This is a genomic window from Labilithrix luteola (assembly GCF_001263205.1).
Taxonomy (GTDB): domain Bacteria; phylum Myxococcota_A; class Polyangia; order Polyangiales; family Polyangiaceae; genus Labilithrix; species Labilithrix luteola.
This window is the reverse complement of the sequence record NZ_CP012333.1, coordinates 225,015-243,294: the sequence shown is the minus strand read 5'-3', so window position 1 is coordinate 243,294 and position 18,280 is coordinate 225,015. Positions and strand designations below refer to the sequence as shown.

Annotated in this window: 12 protein-coding genes; 9 read left to right on the top strand and 3 right to left on the bottom strand. The window is 65.5% G+C overall.

From position 1 onward, the window contains the following. Nucleotides 1-161 precede the first annotated feature (161 nt). The 5 genes from AKJ09_RS01220 to AKJ09_RS01205 are packed head-to-tail and all read left to right on the top strand — an operon-like array spanning nucleotide 162 to nucleotide 7,309. Nucleotides 162-1,409 carry a hypothetical protein gene (locus tag AKJ09_RS01220; RefSeq protein WP_146645317.1) on the top strand — a complete coding sequence of 416 codons (1,248 nt, stop codon included), beginning with the start codon at nucleotides 162-164 and terminating at the stop codon, nucleotides 1,407-1,409. An 8-nt stretch (nucleotides 1,410-1,417) separates the two neighbouring features. Continuing rightward, nucleotides 1,418-2,674, top strand: a complete 1,257-nt coding sequence (locus tag AKJ09_RS01215) for a beta propeller repeat protein (RefSeq protein WP_146645315.1) — start codon at nucleotides 1,418-1,420, stop codon at nucleotides 2,672-2,674. Beyond that, nucleotides 2,671-4,002 carry an NHL repeat-containing protein gene (locus AKJ09_RS52560; protein ID WP_169927156.1) on the top strand — a complete coding sequence of 444 codons (1,332 nt, stop codon included), beginning with the start codon at nucleotides 2,671-2,673 and terminating at the stop codon, nucleotides 4,000-4,002. Before AKJ09_RS01215 ends, AKJ09_RS52560 begins: the two co-directional genes overlap by 4 nt. Further along, on the top strand, nucleotides 4,002-5,465 hold the full coding sequence (locus tag AKJ09_RS01210) for an RCC1 domain-containing protein (protein ID WP_169927155.1): 1,464 nt from the start codon (nucleotides 4,002-4,004) through the stop codon (nucleotides 5,463-5,465). Before AKJ09_RS52560 ends, AKJ09_RS01210 begins: the two co-directional genes overlap by 1 nt. A gap of 17 nt (nucleotides 5,466-5,482) precedes the next feature. Next, nucleotides 5,483-7,309 carry an IgGFc-binding protein gene (locus AKJ09_RS01205; protein WP_146645311.1) on the top strand — a complete coding sequence of 609 codons (1,827 nt, stop codon included), beginning with the start codon at nucleotides 5,483-5,485 and terminating at the stop codon, nucleotides 7,307-7,309. Nucleotides 7,310-7,345: 36 nt separating this feature from the next. On the opposite strand, the gene AKJ09_RS01200 is transcribed toward AKJ09_RS01205, so the two are convergent. Further along, nucleotides 7,346-8,152 carry a bestrophin-like domain gene (locus AKJ09_RS01200; RefSeq protein WP_146645309.1) on the bottom strand — a complete coding sequence of 269 codons (807 nt, stop codon included), beginning with the start codon at nucleotides 8,150-8,152 and terminating at the stop codon, nucleotides 7,346-7,348. A 445-nt stretch (nucleotides 8,153-8,597) separates the two neighbouring features. On the opposite strand from AKJ09_RS01200, the gene AKJ09_RS01195 reads away from it, so the two are divergent. Further along, nucleotides 8,598-10,688, top strand: coding sequence for a DUF7151 family protein (locus AKJ09_RS01195; protein ID WP_146645307.1), 2,091 nt, complete (start codon nucleotides 8,598-8,600; stop codon nucleotides 10,686-10,688). Nucleotides 10,689-10,776: 88 nt separating this feature from the next. On the opposite strand, the gene AKJ09_RS01190 is transcribed toward AKJ09_RS01195, so the two are convergent. Both AKJ09_RS01190 and AKJ09_RS01185 read right to left on the bottom strand, forming a co-directional pair. Beyond that, the gene (locus AKJ09_RS01190; protein WP_146645305.1) at nucleotides 10,777-11,727 is read right to left on the bottom strand and encodes a DUF979 domain-containing protein; all 951 of its coding nucleotides are present in this window, start codon (nucleotides 11,725-11,727) and stop codon (nucleotides 10,777-10,779) included. Continuing rightward, nucleotides 11,724-12,443 carry a DUF969 domain-containing protein gene (locus AKJ09_RS01185; protein WP_146645303.1) on the bottom strand — a complete coding sequence of 240 codons (720 nt, stop codon included), beginning with the start codon at nucleotides 12,441-12,443 and terminating at the stop codon, nucleotides 11,724-11,726. Before AKJ09_RS01185 ends, AKJ09_RS01190 begins: the two co-directional genes overlap by 4 nt. 104 nt (nucleotides 12,444-12,547) lie before the next feature. On the opposite strand from AKJ09_RS01185, the gene AKJ09_RS01180 reads away from it, so the two are divergent. From AKJ09_RS01180 to AKJ09_RS01170, 3 genes are read left to right on the top strand one after another with little or no spacing between them, the layout of a single operon-like run. Beyond that, a complete protein-coding gene (locus AKJ09_RS01180; RefSeq protein ID WP_146645301.1) occupies nucleotides 12,548-13,972 on the top strand; it encodes a TolC family protein in 1,425 nt (474 codons plus the stop codon). Then, nucleotides 13,969-15,105, top strand: coding sequence for an efflux RND transporter periplasmic adaptor subunit (locus AKJ09_RS01175; RefSeq protein ID WP_146645299.1), 1,137 nt, complete (start codon nucleotides 13,969-13,971; stop codon nucleotides 15,103-15,105). The genes AKJ09_RS01180 and AKJ09_RS01175 overlap by 4 nt, the downstream gene beginning before the upstream one ends. Before the next feature lie 18 nt (nucleotides 15,106-15,123). Continuing rightward, nucleotides 15,124-18,228: an efflux RND transporter permease subunit gene (locus AKJ09_RS01170; RefSeq protein WP_146645297.1), complete on the top strand. Its 3,105-nt coding sequence runs from the start codon at nucleotides 15,124-15,126 to the stop codon at nucleotides 18,226-18,228. Nucleotides 18,229-18,280: the final 52 nt, after the last annotated feature.

The following is an 18,280-nucleotide window of genomic DNA, read 5'->3' as shown; positions in this document are numbered from 1 at the left end:
CCCACGGCTTCTCGGAATCGACCAGCTCGTCCACGCAGACGCGTTCGTAGGTGCCTTGCCCGAAGCGTAACGTTTTGGCGAGCGCGCGCCGTGCGAATGCCCGCTGACACCGAGTTTCCCCTCACGCCTTGATTCATCGACTCCGGAGGAACGAAGTCCACATGCTTCGACAATTCGCACGGCGCGGCGTGCCGATCGCCATCGTCACGTGCGCGCTGCTCGCTTCCGTTTTTGCGGGCTGCGCGGACGCGGTCATCGTCGCCGAAGGACCCGATCGGGCCGACGCCTCCTCCGACGCGCCCACGACGTCGACGTTCACCCCGCCGCCTTCGACCGAGGATGGCGGCGACGCGAGCATGACCCCGGACGTGCCCAAGTTGCCGCCGATGTGCATCGAGACCGAGTGCCCGGAGCCTTGGGCCACCTGCGGTGCGAGCTACAAGTGCGGGATCAACCTTTCGAACGACAACAGCAACTGCGGAGCGTGTGGCGTAGCGTGCCCCGCCTCGGTTGCGGCGCTGCACGTCGGCTCGTACTGCGCGAGCGGCTCGTGCCAGTACGACTGCTCACCGCCCTCTATCGACGGCACAGCGGTCTACAAGAACTGTGACGGCCTCATCGAGAACGGGTGTGAGGTCAACATCCAGGGCGACACGAACAACTGCGGTGCCTGCGGGAACAAGTGTGCGCAAGGCGAGCACTGCATCATGGGCCAGTGCGGTTGCCCCACGGGGATGACGGACTGCAATGGCAAGTGCATCGACCTGACGAGCGACACGGGCAACTGCGGTGCCTGCGGAAACGTTTGCTCGACGACGATTGCACCCGATGGCGGCACGTTGCCTCCAGCGCCGACGAACATGCAGTACGTCTGCGCGAACAGTCAGTGCGGAGTCCTCACGTGCAAGTCGACGTACCGGGATTGCGATCACGATCAGTCGAACGGCTGCGAGGTCAACACGGGGTCGGACCCGAACAACTGCGCGGTCTGCGGGAACGTCTGCGCGCCGGGCAAGATCTGCGCAGCGCAGGGCTCCCCAGGCACCTCGGGCATCCCGCGATGCTTGTGCGAATCGGGAACGCTCTGCGGCGGTCCGGGCACCGGAACGAACTACGCTTGCGTCGACCTTCAGACCGACATCAACAACTGCGGCTCGTGCCTCAACAAGTGTCCGGGCCAGAACATCCCGAACACGCGCCCGACGTGCGATCAGGGCGTTTGCGGGCTCGAGTGCGTCGACGGCTTCGGTGATTGCGATGGCATTCCCACGAATGGCTGCGAGACGAAGCTCACCGTCGACGGTTCGAACTGCGGAGCGTGTGGCAACAAGTGTGATCTCGGCGCGGGCCAGCCGTGCATCGAGGGCAAGTGCGCGATGACCGATTGCGACGCGGGAGAGACCCATTGAACCCGGTCATGAAGAAGCACCGTTCTTGGCTTGGTTGGGGCTGCCTCGCGGCACTGGCCACCACTGGAATTCTCGGCGCGGCCTCCGGTTGCGCTGACTCCGAGGCATCGACTGTCTTCGAAGAGGACGCAGCCATCGTGCCGCCGACTCCGCAGCCCGATGCGAGCACGACGACCGACGTCGTCGATGCAGCCAAGACCGACGCCACCGACTGCGACGCCTCGGACGAGCACTGCAATCAGGCGGTCGTCACGTGCGCAGATACGGATTGGTGTCCGAAGGACTCCGGCGTCGAGGCGCTCTACTCGCTCACGGCGATCTGGGGAAGCAGTGCGTCCGACATTTGGGCCGTCGGATCGGCGGGGACAGTGCTGCACTACGACGGCAACGCCTGGACTCTCGACACACCGTTCACGCCCAGCACGCTCCGCGCCATTGCGGGAACGAGTGCGACGAACCTTTGGGCGGTGACCACAATCGACGGCATCTTCCACCGCACCCTCGACGACGCAGGCGTGCCGACCTGGCAGAAGGCCCCCCCGGCGATCACGGGCACCCTCGCCATCACGTCGCCGCTTCGTGGCGCGTGGGCGTCGGGAAACGACGTCGTCGTGGTGGGTGACCTCGTCACGGTCCGGCCGTCAGGATTCGGAAAGCCGTCGTCTTACTATCAGGAGTGGCAGACCACGAGTGCCGGCTCGGCCTGGGTTTCGTTGCCCGGCGCCGACACCTTGAGCATGTACGGCATCTGGGGGCCCGACCTGAGTCAGCTTTGGGTCGTCGGCAATTCCACCTCGCGTGGAGGGGTTGCCTATCGCCGCAACCTCGTCGACGGCGGAGTCTACGCCGGTGACGCAGGCGATGCGGGACTTCCCGGCTGGACCGAGACCGACCTGCAGACTGCTCAACCTCTCGCCGCCGTCTGGGGCAGCGGCTCCGCCGACGTTTGGGCCGTGGGTCGATTCGGTACGATTCGCCACTTCGACGGAACGGGATGGCAGATCGTCGAATCGCCGACAACCGATGATTTGAATGCGGTCTGGGGAACTGGCCCGCGCGACGTTTGGGTGGCAGGCGATTACGGCACGATTCTCCATTTCGACGGAACGAGCTGGCAGCCGACATCGACGGCTTGGCCGCTGGGTCAGAAGCCCCACCTTTACGGCATTTGGGGGAGCGGCGCGAACGACGTTTGGGCGGTTGGTCAGGGAGGCACTCTCGTGCACTTTGCAGGTAAGTTCGCGGACGCGGGAGGTGCACAGTGAAGCTCAGCCTCCGAAACGCCTCGATCGCGACGACGATCGCGTGGGCACTCGCGCAGGGGGTCATCGCATGCGCCGACGCCGATTCGACGGAACCGACCTCCGAAACGAGTGAGAAAGATGCCTCGTCGGAGACGCCTTCGACGACCCTTCCATCATCGGATGCGACCACGTCGAACGATGCGGCCGACGCCGCGGCCGACGCTCCTGCCGATGGCGACGCCGACATCGATGCAGGCAATCCGATGTGCACCACCGAGGGATGGTGCACGACCGATGCGCCCGTCTCGGAGTGGATGAACGGCGTCTACAATGCCGGCGACGGAACAGCGTGGGCCGTGAGCGAACAGGGCAACGTGCTTCGCTTCGATGGTCATCACTGGGCGATCCACACCGCTCTCACGGTCGGGGCTCCCTTGCCGGCCATCATCGGTCGTGGTCCGACGGACGTGTGGACCGGCAACAACAAGGGGCTGTGGCACAGCGAGGTCGTGGCCGACGCAGGACCCGGTGACGGGGGCGACGCGGGCGCTTCGAACGTCGTCTGGACGCCTTTCTCGCTCAGCGAGCCGATCAACATCATGGCCATGTGGGCCAGCCCGGCGGGAGATCTCTATCTGGCAGGCACGACGACGGTTGCGCCGGTCGGCAAGACGCGCGTCTTTTCGATGGCTGCCGGCACCAATACCTGGGTCGTCGATCCGCTCATCTCGGCTCGCACCGATCTCAACGAACCGACCGGTGGCGTGGTGTCGAGCAATGGCGACGTCTGGATGATGGTCATGGCCACTGGGGCGACCTCGGCCGCAAACCGCATCGTCCACCGTCGAAGTCAGCCTTCCGTCATGTGGATTGACGAGGCGCCCGTGTTCGACAAGCTGCCCAATGCGTCGTTTTGGGGTATCGGCATTGCGGGCGACAAGATCTTCATTAGTACCAAAACGAATTACAGCAACGCCTGCTACTACGTCGGCACCGACAACGGGCCGGTCGACGATGCGGGCGTGCCGACGATGACGTGGACCCGAGGAACGTGGCTCGACCCTACCATGTCCGACAACTCGGCCCGGACGGGCGTTTGGGGGGCGGCGGCGAACGACGTCTGGACGGCCGGTGAGAACGGACAAATCAACCATTTCGACGGAACGAAATGGCGAATTGCCCATACGTCGATCGACGGCAAACCGATTGTCGTGAATCTCACGGGGATGCACGCCATCAGCAACGACGACATCTGGGTCGTCGGCGGGACGACGAGCCCATTCGGGATGACCGGCCAGGGGATTGCTCTCCACAAGCTCTCGCCCGCAGTCGCGGGAGGAACCAAGTGATGCGTCGCCTTCCGATTCTCTTCACCGGTGCCCTCCTCGCGTCCGGAGTCCTTTTCGTCGTTGCGTGCAGCGATTCGAGCGATGGGCCTTCGGCGCACGCCTTCGACGAAGACAGCGGAGCCTCGGACGACTCGAGCGTTGCCAATCTTCCGCCGCCCTCCCACGATCCTGTCGACAGCGGCGCCGACGTGACCACGACACCGGATGCTTCGAAGGACGCGGCTCCGCCGAACTACGACGCTTCCGACGAAGCGGTGGCTTGCGTCGACGGTGCGCCTTGCGCGGTCAAACTCGCGGCGGGTGAACGGCACGTGTGCGCGCTCATCAACGACGGCACCGTCCGCTGCTGGGGTGACAACACGAAGGGGGCGGTCGGCATGCCCATCGTGGATGCGGGCACCGATCCGGATGCAGCACCGCCCGTCGTCGATGCGGGTGTGACCTCCGGCATCGCGCCGCGAACGGTCGCGAACATCACGAATGCCACGCAGCTCTCGGCAGCGGACGACAATACCTGCGTTCGCCTCGCCGACGGCACGGTCCAGTGTTGGGGCAAGAACGACACGGGACAGCTCGGGCTCCAGATCTCGCCGCCGAAGACGGACAGCACCGCCCACCCGGCGGCGAACGTCGTTCCGCTCACCGGTGCGGCCACGCGCGTCGACGTCGGACACGGTGCGGTTTGCGCCGTGATGGATAGTGGTGAGCTCTGGTGCTGGGGGCAGAATGCCCAAGGCCAGATGCTGCGCCGAGGGGCTCCGACCATTGCCGGTCCAGGCGGGGCCACACTCGGAGGACTCGACGTGCGCGAGGCCGTCGCGAGCAACACCACGATCTACGCGAAGGCCACTGACGGCGCGCTTTACAGCTGGGGCCTCGTCTCTGGCCGCATCACGTCCTATCTCCTCGATCCGGTGCCGCGAGCGATGGATCCATTCTCGAGCGTCGTCGACTTCGCGGTGAGCTCTGCCCAGGTCGACAGCGCCAGTGGCAAGGGCCGATTCCACACGTGTGCCATCGCGGAGGGGCAGGTGTATTGCTGGGGAGTGAAGATCGCGGGCGACATGCCTGCGCTCTGCTCGGGAACTCCGAACGACAGCGTTGTTCCGGTACTCGCGCCCGTCGCTCCGGCCGAAACAGAAAAGACGGCATACCCGCAACAGCTCGCAGTCGCCCGCTACAACACCTGCGTTCGCCTTACCGACGGCACGATTCAGTGTTGCGGTGACGATTCGCTCGGCCAGATGGGGGCAGGCACCCCGGCGCCGAACCCCGCGGTGCTGAACTTCACGAAGGCGTCGGCGCTGCAGGGATACGCGGTCCAGGTCGTGACGTCGCAGTTCGCGGTGTGTGCGCTGCTCAAGAACGGCAGCGTCAGCTGCTGGGGCGGCAACAAGTATGGCGAGCTTGGCCAGGGCACGGTCGACAGCAAGCCCCACGCCACGCCCGTGAAGGTCTTCTAGGAAGGATGTTCTCGGAGATGAGAAGCATGCGTCGCGGTATCTTCACGCTCTCGAGCGTCCTCCTTGGTTGCGCAAGCTTGATGGCCGCTGTTCCGGCCTGCTCGAGCAGCAGCAACGGATTCGGCGTCGACACATCCACGCCCGGCTTCGTCGACCCCGATGGTGGAGACGTCGACGTTTCCTCGCCGGTCGGAAACTGTCCCGGCAATCACTGCTCGCGCGATCTGAAGCAGGTGCTCACGGGCTGTGAGGGCCAAGAGCAGGTCATCAAGCAGTGCGGAGACAACGAAGCATGCGGTGACGCTGCCTGCCTGCCTGCCTGCGAGGCGGCCAAGCTCTCCAAAGGCTCGCTCGGTTGTGACTTCTGGACGATCCCGCCGGAGGACTACGAGTGGAACATGGGCCAGTGCTTCGCGGCGATGATCGCGAACACCTGGAGCCTTCCGATCAACGTCACCGCCGAGCTCGGCACGGAGACGATCGACCTCTCGCAGTCGATTTACACCGCGACGAAGGCTGGTCCCAAGGTCACGTACACCAAGCTCGAAGGACCACTTCCTCCGGGCGAAGTCGGCCTCGTGTTTCTCTCGCAATCGACGGTCATGCCGCCGAGCCCGACCAAGTTCGTGAAGTGTCCGTTCGGCGTTACGCCGGCGGTGAACGTCGACCCGATGAAGCATGGGACGACGATCACGCAGGCGTTCCACCTCAAGACGGACGCGCCGGTCAGCGCCTACTCGATCTTCCCCTATGGCGGAGCGGAGAGCTACACGCCCACGGCGACCCTCCTGCTTCCGAGCTCGTCGTGGGGAACGAACTACCTCGCCATCAACACGTCTCGGGTCATGATCCAGGGCGGTCAAGCGCCGTTCGGTATGCGCACGCTCCAGATCGTCGCAAATGAGGACGAGACGGAGGTGAAGATGCGCCCGGGCATCGACATCACAGGGTCGCCGACGGTGGCTCCGGCCCCGAAGAACTCCGTCGGGACTTGGACGCTCTCCAAGGGCCAGGTGCTCCAGTTCAGTCAGACGGCGGAACTCACGGGAAGCCCCATCGAGACCAACAAGCCCGTGGGCGTCTTCGGTGGCTCCGAGCAGACCTATATCCCCTCGAACTTCCAGGCCGCGGACATGACCCAGCAGCAGATCGCTCCGATCTCTGCCTGGGGCAGCGAATACGCGCTCGTTCCGTATCGCCCGCGCATCGAGATTGCGAACGCGCGCGAGAAGGTTCCGTTCACGCTCGTGGGAGCGGCAGACGGCACGACGCTGACGTACGACCCCGCACGCCCGTATGGAGCGCCCGAGACGCTGCAGGCCGGGCAGTCCGTGACCTTCCTGACCGATCAGATCGTGTCGGTGCGCAGTCAGGGCTCGGACCACCCGTTCCACGCGGCCGTGTACATGACCGGCTCGACCTTCGTCAGCACGGCGGTCGCCACCTTCGGTGATCCCGACTTCGTGACGATGGTCCCGTCCGATCAGTATCTCGATCACTACGTCTTCTTCGCCGACTTCACCTACCGCGAGACGTCGATCACGGTCGTCCGTCGCAAGACGGCGAGTGGCTTCGCGCCGGTCAACCTCGACTGCGCGGGTGAGCTCTCCGATTGGCAGCCTCTCGGCAACGATGGCAAATACGAGTTCGCCTGGGTGCGCCTCGTGTCGGGCCATCTCCCGCAGACCTTCCCTGGCGGCTCTTGCAACGACGGTCGCCACGAAATCAGGAGCGACGGCCCGTTCTCCATCACGGTGTGGGGCATCGACAAGGACGCCAGCTACGGCTACCCCGGGGGCGCGGGGCTCCGCCCGATCACGATCGTGAAGGCGCCGGTCAACTGACGCACCCGAGAGCGCACGCGAACGCGACGTGCGCTCTCAGTCGACCGGCGGCATGTTGATGGAGTTTGCCACGTTCGTCATCGCAACCTCCGCTGCGGAGGTCGTGATGAACCCCGAGCGAGGCCGATCGAAGTCCATGGCCACTCCGAAGACCAGGCTGATCAAGACCGACACGACGACCCAGGCCGTCCGCGATCCACTGCCGTTCAGCCCGGAGGAATACCCGAGTAGCACGGCCCATGCGATGCACGACAGCGCGATCACGACGCTCACGATGATCGGTACCTGGATTCGCAATGAAGCCCGACGATCGGAGTCGAGATCGATGACCGAATTGAGCGCCGTCATCAGGGCCGTGTGAGGAGGATCGGGAGACTGCCGTACGGCGCCAGCGACGATCGTCCATAGCTGGTGCTGCAAGTGCTCCCCCTCGTCGAGCTTGCGACGGAGCTCGTCTGTGTTCCTCGCCCCGGACTTGTAGACGGCATACGTTTCGATACGGAGCGCCACGTACTGCCGAAACTTTTCGCGGCAGCTTCGGCGGTCGTCCTCGGCGAGGACGGAGCATCGTAGATAGGCGGTTCCAATCGCGTCGGCCTCTCGCACGAGCATCTCCTGGCGAGCGTCGAAGCGGCTCTGCGCAATGCTGAAGTTGAACGCGAGGAGGAGGCCGAGGAGACCGGATGCCATCGTCTCGAGCGGACCTAGCTCGAGCTGCTTCGGTTGTCGCGTGGCGGTACGCCTTCCGAGCGCGTTTGATGCGAACAGCGCGAGCAGGAGGGCGCACACGAGCATGAGCGCGATGAGGGCCGTCGGGAGTTCGTGCAGCGGATTTTCCGCCATGAGGCGGAGCGATGCAAACCGCTCGCCTCAGCGTTGGGCGCGACCTGGTTGCGTATGAGATGCGGCGGCGGCGGCGCCGGCAGCGGAGCGCGTCGCCGAGCTACCGGGCTCGGCCCTCCGCCTTCGCACGATCGAGCCGTGCATCGGAAAGACGCGGATGTCGAAGCCGGGGCGGCCGGCGCATGACGATCGTGTGAACTCCTCTGCTCTTTGAGGACGGTGCCGGCCGCGGACGCCGTCGCGACCGCTCGGTAGTAGCTAGCGGCTGCGCGCGACTCATCGAACCGAATGAAGAAACATTAACGTCCTCTTCACGTGGAAGGGGGGCGTGGATCGGTATCGTGCCCGATCTTGCGGAGTCTCGTTTTCGAGCCCGCTCCGTCGAGCAGACCCTTGGATGGGTCGTGGTTGACGGTCATCGCGTCATCGCGTCAGGAGCTCGCCCATGAGATCGCGTCGTCACGTTTCGTCGCTCATCCTTCTCGCGTCGATTTGCGCTTGCAGCAGCAGCAACGACGCGTCCCCCACCGGCGCGGGGCGACCGGAAACGGCCTCGATGGTCGAGCAGCTCCCGGCGGGAGCGGATTGCCCTCGCGGTGGCGCGCGCGTTTCGTCCGGCATCGACGCCAACGGCAACGGCGTTCTGGACCCGACGGAGGTGACCCAAACCGCGAACGTGTGCAACGGTGCGGACGGCACGGCCAGCCTGCTCGTGACCGAGAAGGAGCCGGCGGGGACGAACTGCGTGTCGGGTGGCACGAAGATCAGCGCCGGTCGCGACGACGGCAAGAACGGCGGCATTGCCAACGACGGAGTTCTCCAGCCCGGCGAAGTCGACAAGGTCAGCTACGTGTGCAACGGCGCCGACTCGACCGCGCTGGCCACGCTCGTGAAGGTTACCGCCGTGGCCTCGGGAGCGGCGTGTGCGTCCGGCGGCCAGCGCATCGACACGGGCGTCGATGACGGCGCGAACGGCGGTATTGCAGCGAACGGAGTTCTCGAGGACGGCGAGATCGATTCGACGTCGTACGTCTGCAATGGCGAAGCCGGTACGGCAGGCGCACCCGGGGCCACGTCGCTCGTGAACGTGTTCGTCGAGCCGGCGGGCACGCACTGCGCGGCCGGTGGAAGCTTGCTGAAAACCGGGCTCGATGACGGCGCCGGCGGCGGCACGGCCAACAACGGACTCCTCGAGACGGGCGAGGTCAAGAGCTCGAGCTACGTGTGCAATGGCGTCGACGGCGCCGACGCGTTCCCCAATCTCGTGCGTATGGTCAACGAGCCGGCCGGGGCGCACTGCACGACCGGCGGCCAGGTCATCCAGTCAGGCCTCGACGATGGAAAGCCGTCGGGTACGGCGAACGACGGCGTACTCAGCGCCGGAGAGGTCGATTCGTCAGCCTACGTGTGCAACGGCACGAACGGCACGAACGGCACGAACGGCACCAATGGCTACAACACGCTCGTGACGACGTCGACGGAGCCGACGGGCGCCAACTGCACGACCGGCGGCGTGCGCGTGCAGACGGGCCTCGATGACGGATCCCCGACGGGGACGGCGCGCGACGGCATTCTCCAAGCCGGCGAGGTCGACAGCGTTGCGTTCGTTTGCAACGGCGCGACGGGCGCGACCGGCGCGACGGGCGCAGCCGGCTCGAACGGGACGAACGGCTTCAACAGCCTCGTCAAGACGACCGTCGAGGCGGCGGGTGGGAACTGCGCGACGGGCGGGACGCGGATCGACACGGGCCTCGATGACGGCGCGCCCTCGGGCACGGCGCGCAACGGTATCCTCGAGGACGGCGAGATCGATTCGACGCGTTACGCCTGCAACGGCGCCACGGGTCCCGTGGGACCTGCGGGAGCGACCGGCGCGACCGGATCCACGGGCGCAGCGGGCGCGGCCGGCTTCAACAGCCTCGTGAAGACGACGGCCGAGCCGGCCGGAGCGAACTGCGCGACGGGCGGAACAATGGTCGAATCGGGGCTCGACGACGGCTCGCCCTCGGGCACGGCGCGCAACGGTGTCCTCGAGGCAGGAGAGATTGACTCCACCCGGTACGTCTGCAACGGAGCGCAAGGGCCTAGCGCGGGCGGCATCGGTACGCTGAAGGACTCGGCGGGCACCGTCCTCGGCACCGTCACGAATGCGACCTCGACGACGCTCCAGGTCAAGAGCTCGACAGGCTACTTCTACAACATCCTCTGGACGGGCCTCTTCGCGCAGTCCCAGCTCTACTACACGAATGCCAATTGCTCGGGCACGACGTGGCTCAACGCGGGAACCACGGACAAGCGTTACTGGAATCAGAAGTTCGTCGTCTACGAAGGTGCGAATGGGAATCTCGACGTCGTGAGCAACCCGGACGCCAATGGCAATGCCACGAACGTGAGCCTCTCGGCCGGCGCGATCTGGAATGCTTCTACCGGCTGCTCGGCCGGCGCTCAGACGAACGGAGGCTTTCTCCTCCAGACCTCGACGCGTACGACGCTCGGTATTCCGGCGACGATCACGCCTCCGCTCAGCATCAACTGATCGCTGCCGAATCGAACGCGAAGCCGCGAGTCGTGCGAGTCCCGCGCGAACTCGCGGTTTCTTTGTATTCGAGAATGCCCAATTTCGCTTAGAGAAACACGTTCAGCAGCACGACGTTCACGATCAGCACGACGAGCGCCGTGGGAAGTTGGGCGCGGATGACGGCGTTCTTGTCGCGCAGCTCGAGGAGGGCGGCGGGGACGATGTTGAAGTTGGCGGCCATCGGCGTCATTAGCGTGCCGCAATAGCCGGAGAACATGCCGATGGCGGCCATGACGGCCGGGTTGCCGTGGAAGGTTCCCACGAGGATCGGCACGCCGACGCCGCCGGTCATCACGGGGAAGGCCGCGAAGCCGTTACCCATGATGATGGCGAAGAGGGCCATGCCCACGCAGTAGACGGTGATCGCGATCAACCGGGAGTCCATGCCCACGTACGTGGTGAGCAGGTGACCCACGGCTTTGCCCACGCCCGCATCGGCGAAGACGAGTCCGAGCGTGGCGAGCAACTGCGGAAGCACGAGCGTCCAACCGAGCGAATCGGTCAATCGTCGTGACTCGCGCAGGGCTTGGACGAAGGTGTCTTTCGTCAGCACGCAGGCGACGCCCAAGGCGATCATGCATCCGAGTCCGAGCGAGACGAAGGTCACGTTCTTCGGATCGATCAGCGGCAGACCGGCGATGGTCACGTTCTTCAAGAAGAGTGTGCCGAGGACGCTGCTCAGGGGAATCAAGAGCGCTGGAACGAAGAGGCGGTGGCCAAGGCGTTTGGCGCTCGCGCGCCGTTGGCTCTCGGGCAGCTCTTCGTGCTTGCTCGAGCGAACCCCGCCAAAGCCGGCGAGAAGCGCCATCACGATGACGCCTGCGCCGATCACGGGGGCGGGGAGTCGATCGCCGACGAGGAAGACCATCGCGTAGAGCAACCAGAACGAGCCGCTCGTGAAGCGGCGCGGGTGCTTCGGGTCCACGAGCGTCAGCACGCCGGTGATCGCGAGAAGGCTGCCGGCGAGCCAATAGAGGTAGTCGATCTTCAGAATCACGATGCGCTCGTCTCGGGCCTTTTCTTGCTCTCGCGCGCGAGCCATCCGTCGAGGCGCACGAGGCGAATGGCGTGGACCAAGTAGGCGCATGCCGCCGTGGGAATGCCCCAGACGGCGATGCGCATCGGTTCGACGTCGACGTTCGAGGACAGCAAGAACGTGTGCATCAAGGCGATGGCGCCGAAGGCAACGAAGATGTCTTCGCCGAAGAACAAGCCGATGTTGTCGGTGGCTGCGCAGAAGGCGAGCACGCGCTGACGCATGTGCTCCGGCAACTGACCGAAGCGATTTTCGGCGGCCCCTTCCGCCATCGGCGCCAAGAGGGGCCGCACCATTTGCGCCTGCCCGCCGAGACTCGTGAGCCCCACCGCCGCCGTGAGCTCGCGCACGAGCAGGTATACGAGAAGCAAGTTGCCGACCGTGGCCGAGCGGAATCGCGCGATCCAGCTCTGCGCGTGTTCACGCAGCCCATGGCGTTCGAGCAGGCCGATGACCGCCAGTGGCAAGAGGAGGAGAAGCGGCAGGTTCCTCGACTTGACGAAGGCCGTGCCGATGGCCCCGAGGACGTCGATGGCCGACATCGACGCGGTCATCCCGGTGGCGATGGCGGCCGCCGTGACCACGAGCATCGGGTTCATGCGCAGAGCAAAACCGAGGATCACGATACCCACGCCGAGGAGCGGCCAGAGGGTGATGGCCTGACCCGCATGTTCCATGAGAACGTCATATCCGCTCTTCGTTCGCCGTAGCGGAGGAAGTGCGGCGCATCGCGCGGTCGAGCTGGTACGCAGACTGCACGGATCAGGCGCATTCGGGTCCGATGCGGTGTTCCGCCTGCCTCGCGCTCCTCGTTCTCGCGTTCGGCTACGCGACATCCGTCGCGCGCGCGCAGAGTGCGGTCGTGTCTTCGCAGGCGGCAGAGATCGGAATGGCGGTCCCGGTGCCGACGCGCGCCTTGACCCTGCCCGAGGCCCTCGCGTTCGCCCATGATCATCAACCCGCCATTCGCGCGGCACTCGCTCGCGTGGCGGCAAGTACCGAGGCAGCGAAGGTGCCCGACGGCCAGTGGAAGCCGACGGTGGGCGTGACCGGCCAGATCTTCGCCATGACGGCGAACAATTCGACGGCGACATTCGTCTCACCGCGTGTCTTCGACGTTCCACGCGTCGGCGCGACGCTCGTGTCGCCGACTGCGCGTTTTGCGCCCTACGCATCGACGTTCGTGGGGGCCGGTATCGTCCAGGAGATCTTCGACTTCGGGCGAATTGCCGCTGCGCGTGCCGCGGGCGATGCCGAGGTCGCGGCCGAGCGGCAGCGCGCGGCCGGTGAGAGGCTCGACGTCGACTTCGGTGTCGAGGAGGCCTTCTTTGCCGTGTTCGCCTCGAAGGCGATCGTGAAGGCTTCGGACGACGCGTACGTGCGCGCGAAGGCCCATCGCGATCTCGCGGAGGCGGGCGTGGTCGCCGGGCTTCGCTCGCCCATCGAGCTTACGCGCGCCGAGGCCGATCTCCTTCGCTTCGAGGTCGGACGGATTCGCGCGCGCGGTGGCGTGGCGATCGCGCAGAGTGTCTTCGCGGCGGCCATCGGCTCGCCGGAGCCTGCGGTGGATGCCGTCGGCACGCTTCCTACGCCACGTGAGATGCCCACTCTCACGAGCGCCATTCAACGAGCCACGGCCAAGAGTCCTCGGCTTCTCGCGTTGCTCGCGGAGATCAAGAGCGCCGAAGCGCGAACCCGTGCAACGGCCGCCGAGATGCGGCCCGACCTCTCGATGACGGCGACGATCTCGGGGCGTGCCGGCGGTGCTCCGCCTTCGTCCGGTGAGCTCTCCGACGGGCACGGCTTTCTGCCGAACGTTCCCAATTGGGACGCAGGGCTCGTGTTCACCTGGCCCCTCTTCGAAGGTCCGATCGCCGCGCGTCGTGACGCGGCCAAGGCCACGGAGCAGGTGCGGCGCGAGGAGGCGATGGTCGCCAAGGAAGACGAGCTGGCGAAGGTTCGTCAGGCCTACGTTTCCGTCGAGGTCGCGCGCGCTGCGCTCGTCGGCCTCGAGCGAGCCGCGGTGGCAGCGAAGGCGAACTACGACCAAGCCGATGCGCGCTTTCGGGCCGGTTTGGGAACGAGCGTCGAGCTGGCCGATGCCGAATCGCTCAGAACGGATGCAGAGATTCAGCTCGCCCTCGGACGATTCGAGGCGGCACGCGCTCGCGCCGCCTTCGGTCGTGCCATCGCGGAGGGCCTATGAGCGACGTGGTCGATGCTCCGCCTCGCGTCCGCCGGTTCGGCGTGCCGATCGTCGTCGCCCTGGCCGTCGCCGTCGTCATCGCTACGGGCATGCTGCTGTACTTTCGTGCGAAACACGCGGTCAACCACGTGGCGCTTGCCTCGAGCCCCAAGGGCGTCACGGTGGTCCCTGCCGTGGCGACGTCGTATCGGCCATCGCGGCAATACGTGGCGACGGTCGAGTCGTGGGTCGAAGCCGACGTCGGTCCGCAGCTCGTTGCGGCTTACATCGACACCGTGCTCGTTCGTCCTGGCGCAACGGTTCGCCGTGGCCAGGTTCTCGCGACGCTCGACTGTCGTGAGTCCGCCGCGAGTCATCAGGCAATGGCGATGCAGGCGCAGGCCATCGAAGCCAGGCAGCGGGCCCTGGCGGACGAGGCAAGGCGTGTTCGTTCACTCCTCGATGGCGGCTTCATCGCCCCCAACGACGTCGAGCAAAAGCACGCGGGCAGCGAGAGCGAGCTCGCCGAGCTCCTTTCGACGCACGCCAAGCTCGCCGGGACCTTGCTCGTGGTCGACGACTGCGTTCTGCGTGCGCCGTTCGATGGCGAGATTGCGCGGCGTTCGGCCGATCCCGGCTCCTTCGTACGGCCCGGCGCCATGATCGTGACCGTGCTCGATCGATCGACGGTGCGCGTGACGGCCGACGTGCCGGAGGTGGACTTCGGCGTCGTGGCGCCGAAGACACCGGTGAAGATCCACGTGAGCTCCGTCGACGAGGACCTGACGGGGGCGATCACGCGTCGCGCACCGAAGGCGAGCCTCTCGACTCGCACGGTGCACGTGGAGATCGACCTTCCGAACCACGGTCGCGATCTTCCCGTCGGGACCACTGCCGATCTCTCGATCGACGTGGGTGAACCGAAGCCGGCCACGCGCATCCCTGGCATTGCGGCGACGGTCGAGAACGACAAGGCCACCGTGTATGTCGTCGAGAACGGACACGCCAAGAAGGTGGTCTTTCCGATTCAAGGCGAGGTCGCGGGCACCCTCTACCTCGACACGTCGCTCGCGGCAGGAACCCTGGTCGTCACCGAAGGCCGGTCGCTCCTTGCCGACGGCGACCCCGTGACCGCGAAGGTGGAGGCGCCCTGACGCGGCGAGGAGCACGGGATGACGGCACTCGCTCTTCGGAACCCCATCGCGATGCTGATGCTCTGCATCGCTCTCGCCGTGTTCGCGGCCGTCGTCACGCCGCGCATGCCCATCGATACGTTCCCCGAACTCACGCCGCCCGTGCTTGTGGTCGGCACGCTCGCGCCGGGTCTCGGTCCGAAGGACATGGAGAAGACCATCACGTGGCGCGTCGAGAAGTACGTCAGCGCAACGCCTGGCGTCGATCACGTCGAGAGCATCTCGCGCAACAACCTGAGCATCGTCTTCGTGTGGATGAAGTGGGGAACGGACCTCAACGGTGCTCAGACGCTCGTCCAGCAGCAAGTCCAGTTCGCGATGGCGGCCGTTCCGAAGAGCCTCGGTGTCTTGCCGCCGTTCGTTCTGCAGTTCGACCCGTCGAACGCTCCTGTCGTCCAGGTTGCTCTCTGGGGTGAGAACTTCACCGGACCGCAACTCTACGACTATGCGTTCAACAACATCGAGCCGCGGCTCGAGGGAATCTCGGGTGTCGCGAGCGCGGCGCTCAACGGTGGGCGTCAGCGTCAGATCAACATCATCGTCGATCCGGCGAAGGTCCAAGCGCGCAGCTTGACGGCCCAAGACGTGGCGGAGGCGGTTTCGCACTCCAATGCGCTGCTGCCCTCGGGGGAATTCATTTCTCCGAAGTTCGACGCCAACGTCTATACGAATGCCATTCCCAAAGCCGTCAAGGAAATCGGCGACGCCGCGGTGAAGGTCGTCGACGGAATGCCAGTCTTGATTCGCGACGTGGCGCGCGTCGAAGACGGTGGCTCGCCGCCCACCCAAGACGTCTCCGTCAACGGAACGAATGCCGTTTATCTGAACGTGCTTCGCGTGCCGGGCGGGAACACACTCGCCATCGTCGAATCCGTCGACAAGGTCGTCGCCGAAATGGAGGCGAAGCTTCCTCCTGGGATGCACGTACGCGCGATCTTCGATGCCTCGACGTTCGTGCGGACGTCCTACCACGGCCTCAAAGTCGAGGTCATTCGCGCGCTCTGCTTGATTGCCGTCGTCATCTTGATCTTCCTCCAAAGCGTGCGTGGCACGTTGATCGTGGCCGTGGCGATTCCCTTGTCGTTCGCCATCGCGCTCATCGTGCTCTACGCGACGGGCCAAACGCTCAACGCGTTCACGCTCGGCGGAATGACGCTTGCCATGGGGCGTCTGGTCGACGACGCGGTGGTCGTGCTCGAATCGATTCACCGGCACCAGCGTCAGGGGATGAGCGTCAAAGAGGCTTCACTCGTCGGCACGAATGCCGTGGCCCTGCCGGTGCTCGCGTCCATGCTCACGACGATCGCCGTGCTGCTCCCCGTCGTTCTCCTGGCGGGCCTCGCGAAGCGCCTATTCGTGCCGCTCGCCCTCACGGTCGCGACGGCGATGATCGCCTCGTACTTCGTGAGCATGATGGTGACGCCCGTGGCCTGCCGATATTTCCTCGGTCACGCCGAGGTCGGCCGCCTGGGCAAGAAGGTCGAGCACGCCATCGATGCTCTGGCGACGCACTATTCCGAGCTGCTTCGCCGTGTGCTCCCGTTTCGCTTCACGATCCTCGCGGCCTCGGTGCTCCTCGTCGTGGTGAGCGTGTTCTGGGCGACGAAGCTACCGAGCACGTTCTTCCCGGAGATCGACGAGTCGATGGAACGCATCTACGTGCGCTTCGCGCCGGGGACGTCGCTCGAAGACTCCACACGCAAACTCCAAGAGATGGGAAAGGTCCTCCAGAGCGAGCTCCCCAAGGGCACCGTGGACCTCGTGCTCACCAACGCGGGGTCTCCCGAAAACGCGCGCAGTGCGATGACGAGCCCCAACTGGGGGCCTCACATGGGCTTCGTGAGGCTCCAGCTCGTGGATCCGGAGAAGCGCTCGTATTCCCAGCGTCAGATCTCCGACCTGTCGCGCGCCATTCTGAATCGGCAGTGGCCCGGGGTGGACTTCCTCCAATGGCCCGGAGGACTCGTCGCCAGCGTCTTCTCCAATGGCTACTTCGCGCCAATGGTCGTCGAGCTTCGCGGAGAGGACCTCACTGCGCTCGACGAACAGGCCAAGGCAGTGGCAGCGGTCGCGCGCTCGGTCGACGGCGTGCGCGATGTCTGGATTACGGGGCAAATGAACTATCCCGAAATCCACGTCGACACGAATCGCGAGAAGGCGGGGCTCGTGGGAGTGACCCTGAGGAGCGCCGCGCAGAGTACGCTCGAAGCTACGCTCGGTAACATCAATACACCCAGTGTGTGGATCGACAGTCACAACGGGCAGTCGTACTACGTCGTCACGCAATACGACCGAAAGCTCGTGACCGACGCCAACGTCCTCGCGCAAGTGCCCGTTCGCGTCGGCGAGGACGCCGCGGCGGTCACGTTGGGCAGCTACGGGAAAATCCGCCGCGCCGTGGGGCCGATTGCCGTCGAGCGCAATTCACTCGAGCGCGCGACCCACATCGAAATGCAGACGGAGGGCCGAGACATCGGCAGCGCCGTCGCCGACCTCACGGAGAAACTACGCTCGGATGCCCGCACGCGCGACCTGCCTTTCCGTTGGGTCGGTCAGGTGCAGTTGATGCAGACCACGTTCTCGGGCCTGGGCCTCGCGATTGGCCTGGCGGTCATGGTGGTCTTCATGATCATGGCCGCGCAGTTCAAGTCACTGCGTCTGCCGTTCGTCATGCTCTTCACGATTCCCGTCTCCCTCGTGGGGATCGACCTGGCGCTCATGGCGGCAGGGCAGGGATTCTCCATCACCGCGCTCATGGGGGTGCTGATGGTCGTCGGCATCGCGGTGTCGAATGGTATCTTGCTCGTGGCCGAGGCGAACCATCGCTTCCAGGCGGGCGCCGAGAAGCGCGAGGCCGTCGTGGGCGCCGCCAAGTCCCGGTTCGTGCCCATCATGATGACGAGTCTCGCGACGGTGATTGGCCTCGTTCCGACCGCCTTTGCGCTCGAGCGCGGGACGGAATCGAATCAGCCCTTGGCACTCGCCGTAGTGGGAGGGCTCGTGTCTTCGACGGTCCTCTCGCTCTTTCTCGTGCCGGTCATGTTCCTCTTCGTCGCGAAACGCGAGGTGGAAGCCGAGGGGTGACCCACGTGCAGCCGAGCTCGAGAGCCCGGCCGAGCAGATCGGCATGCGGACT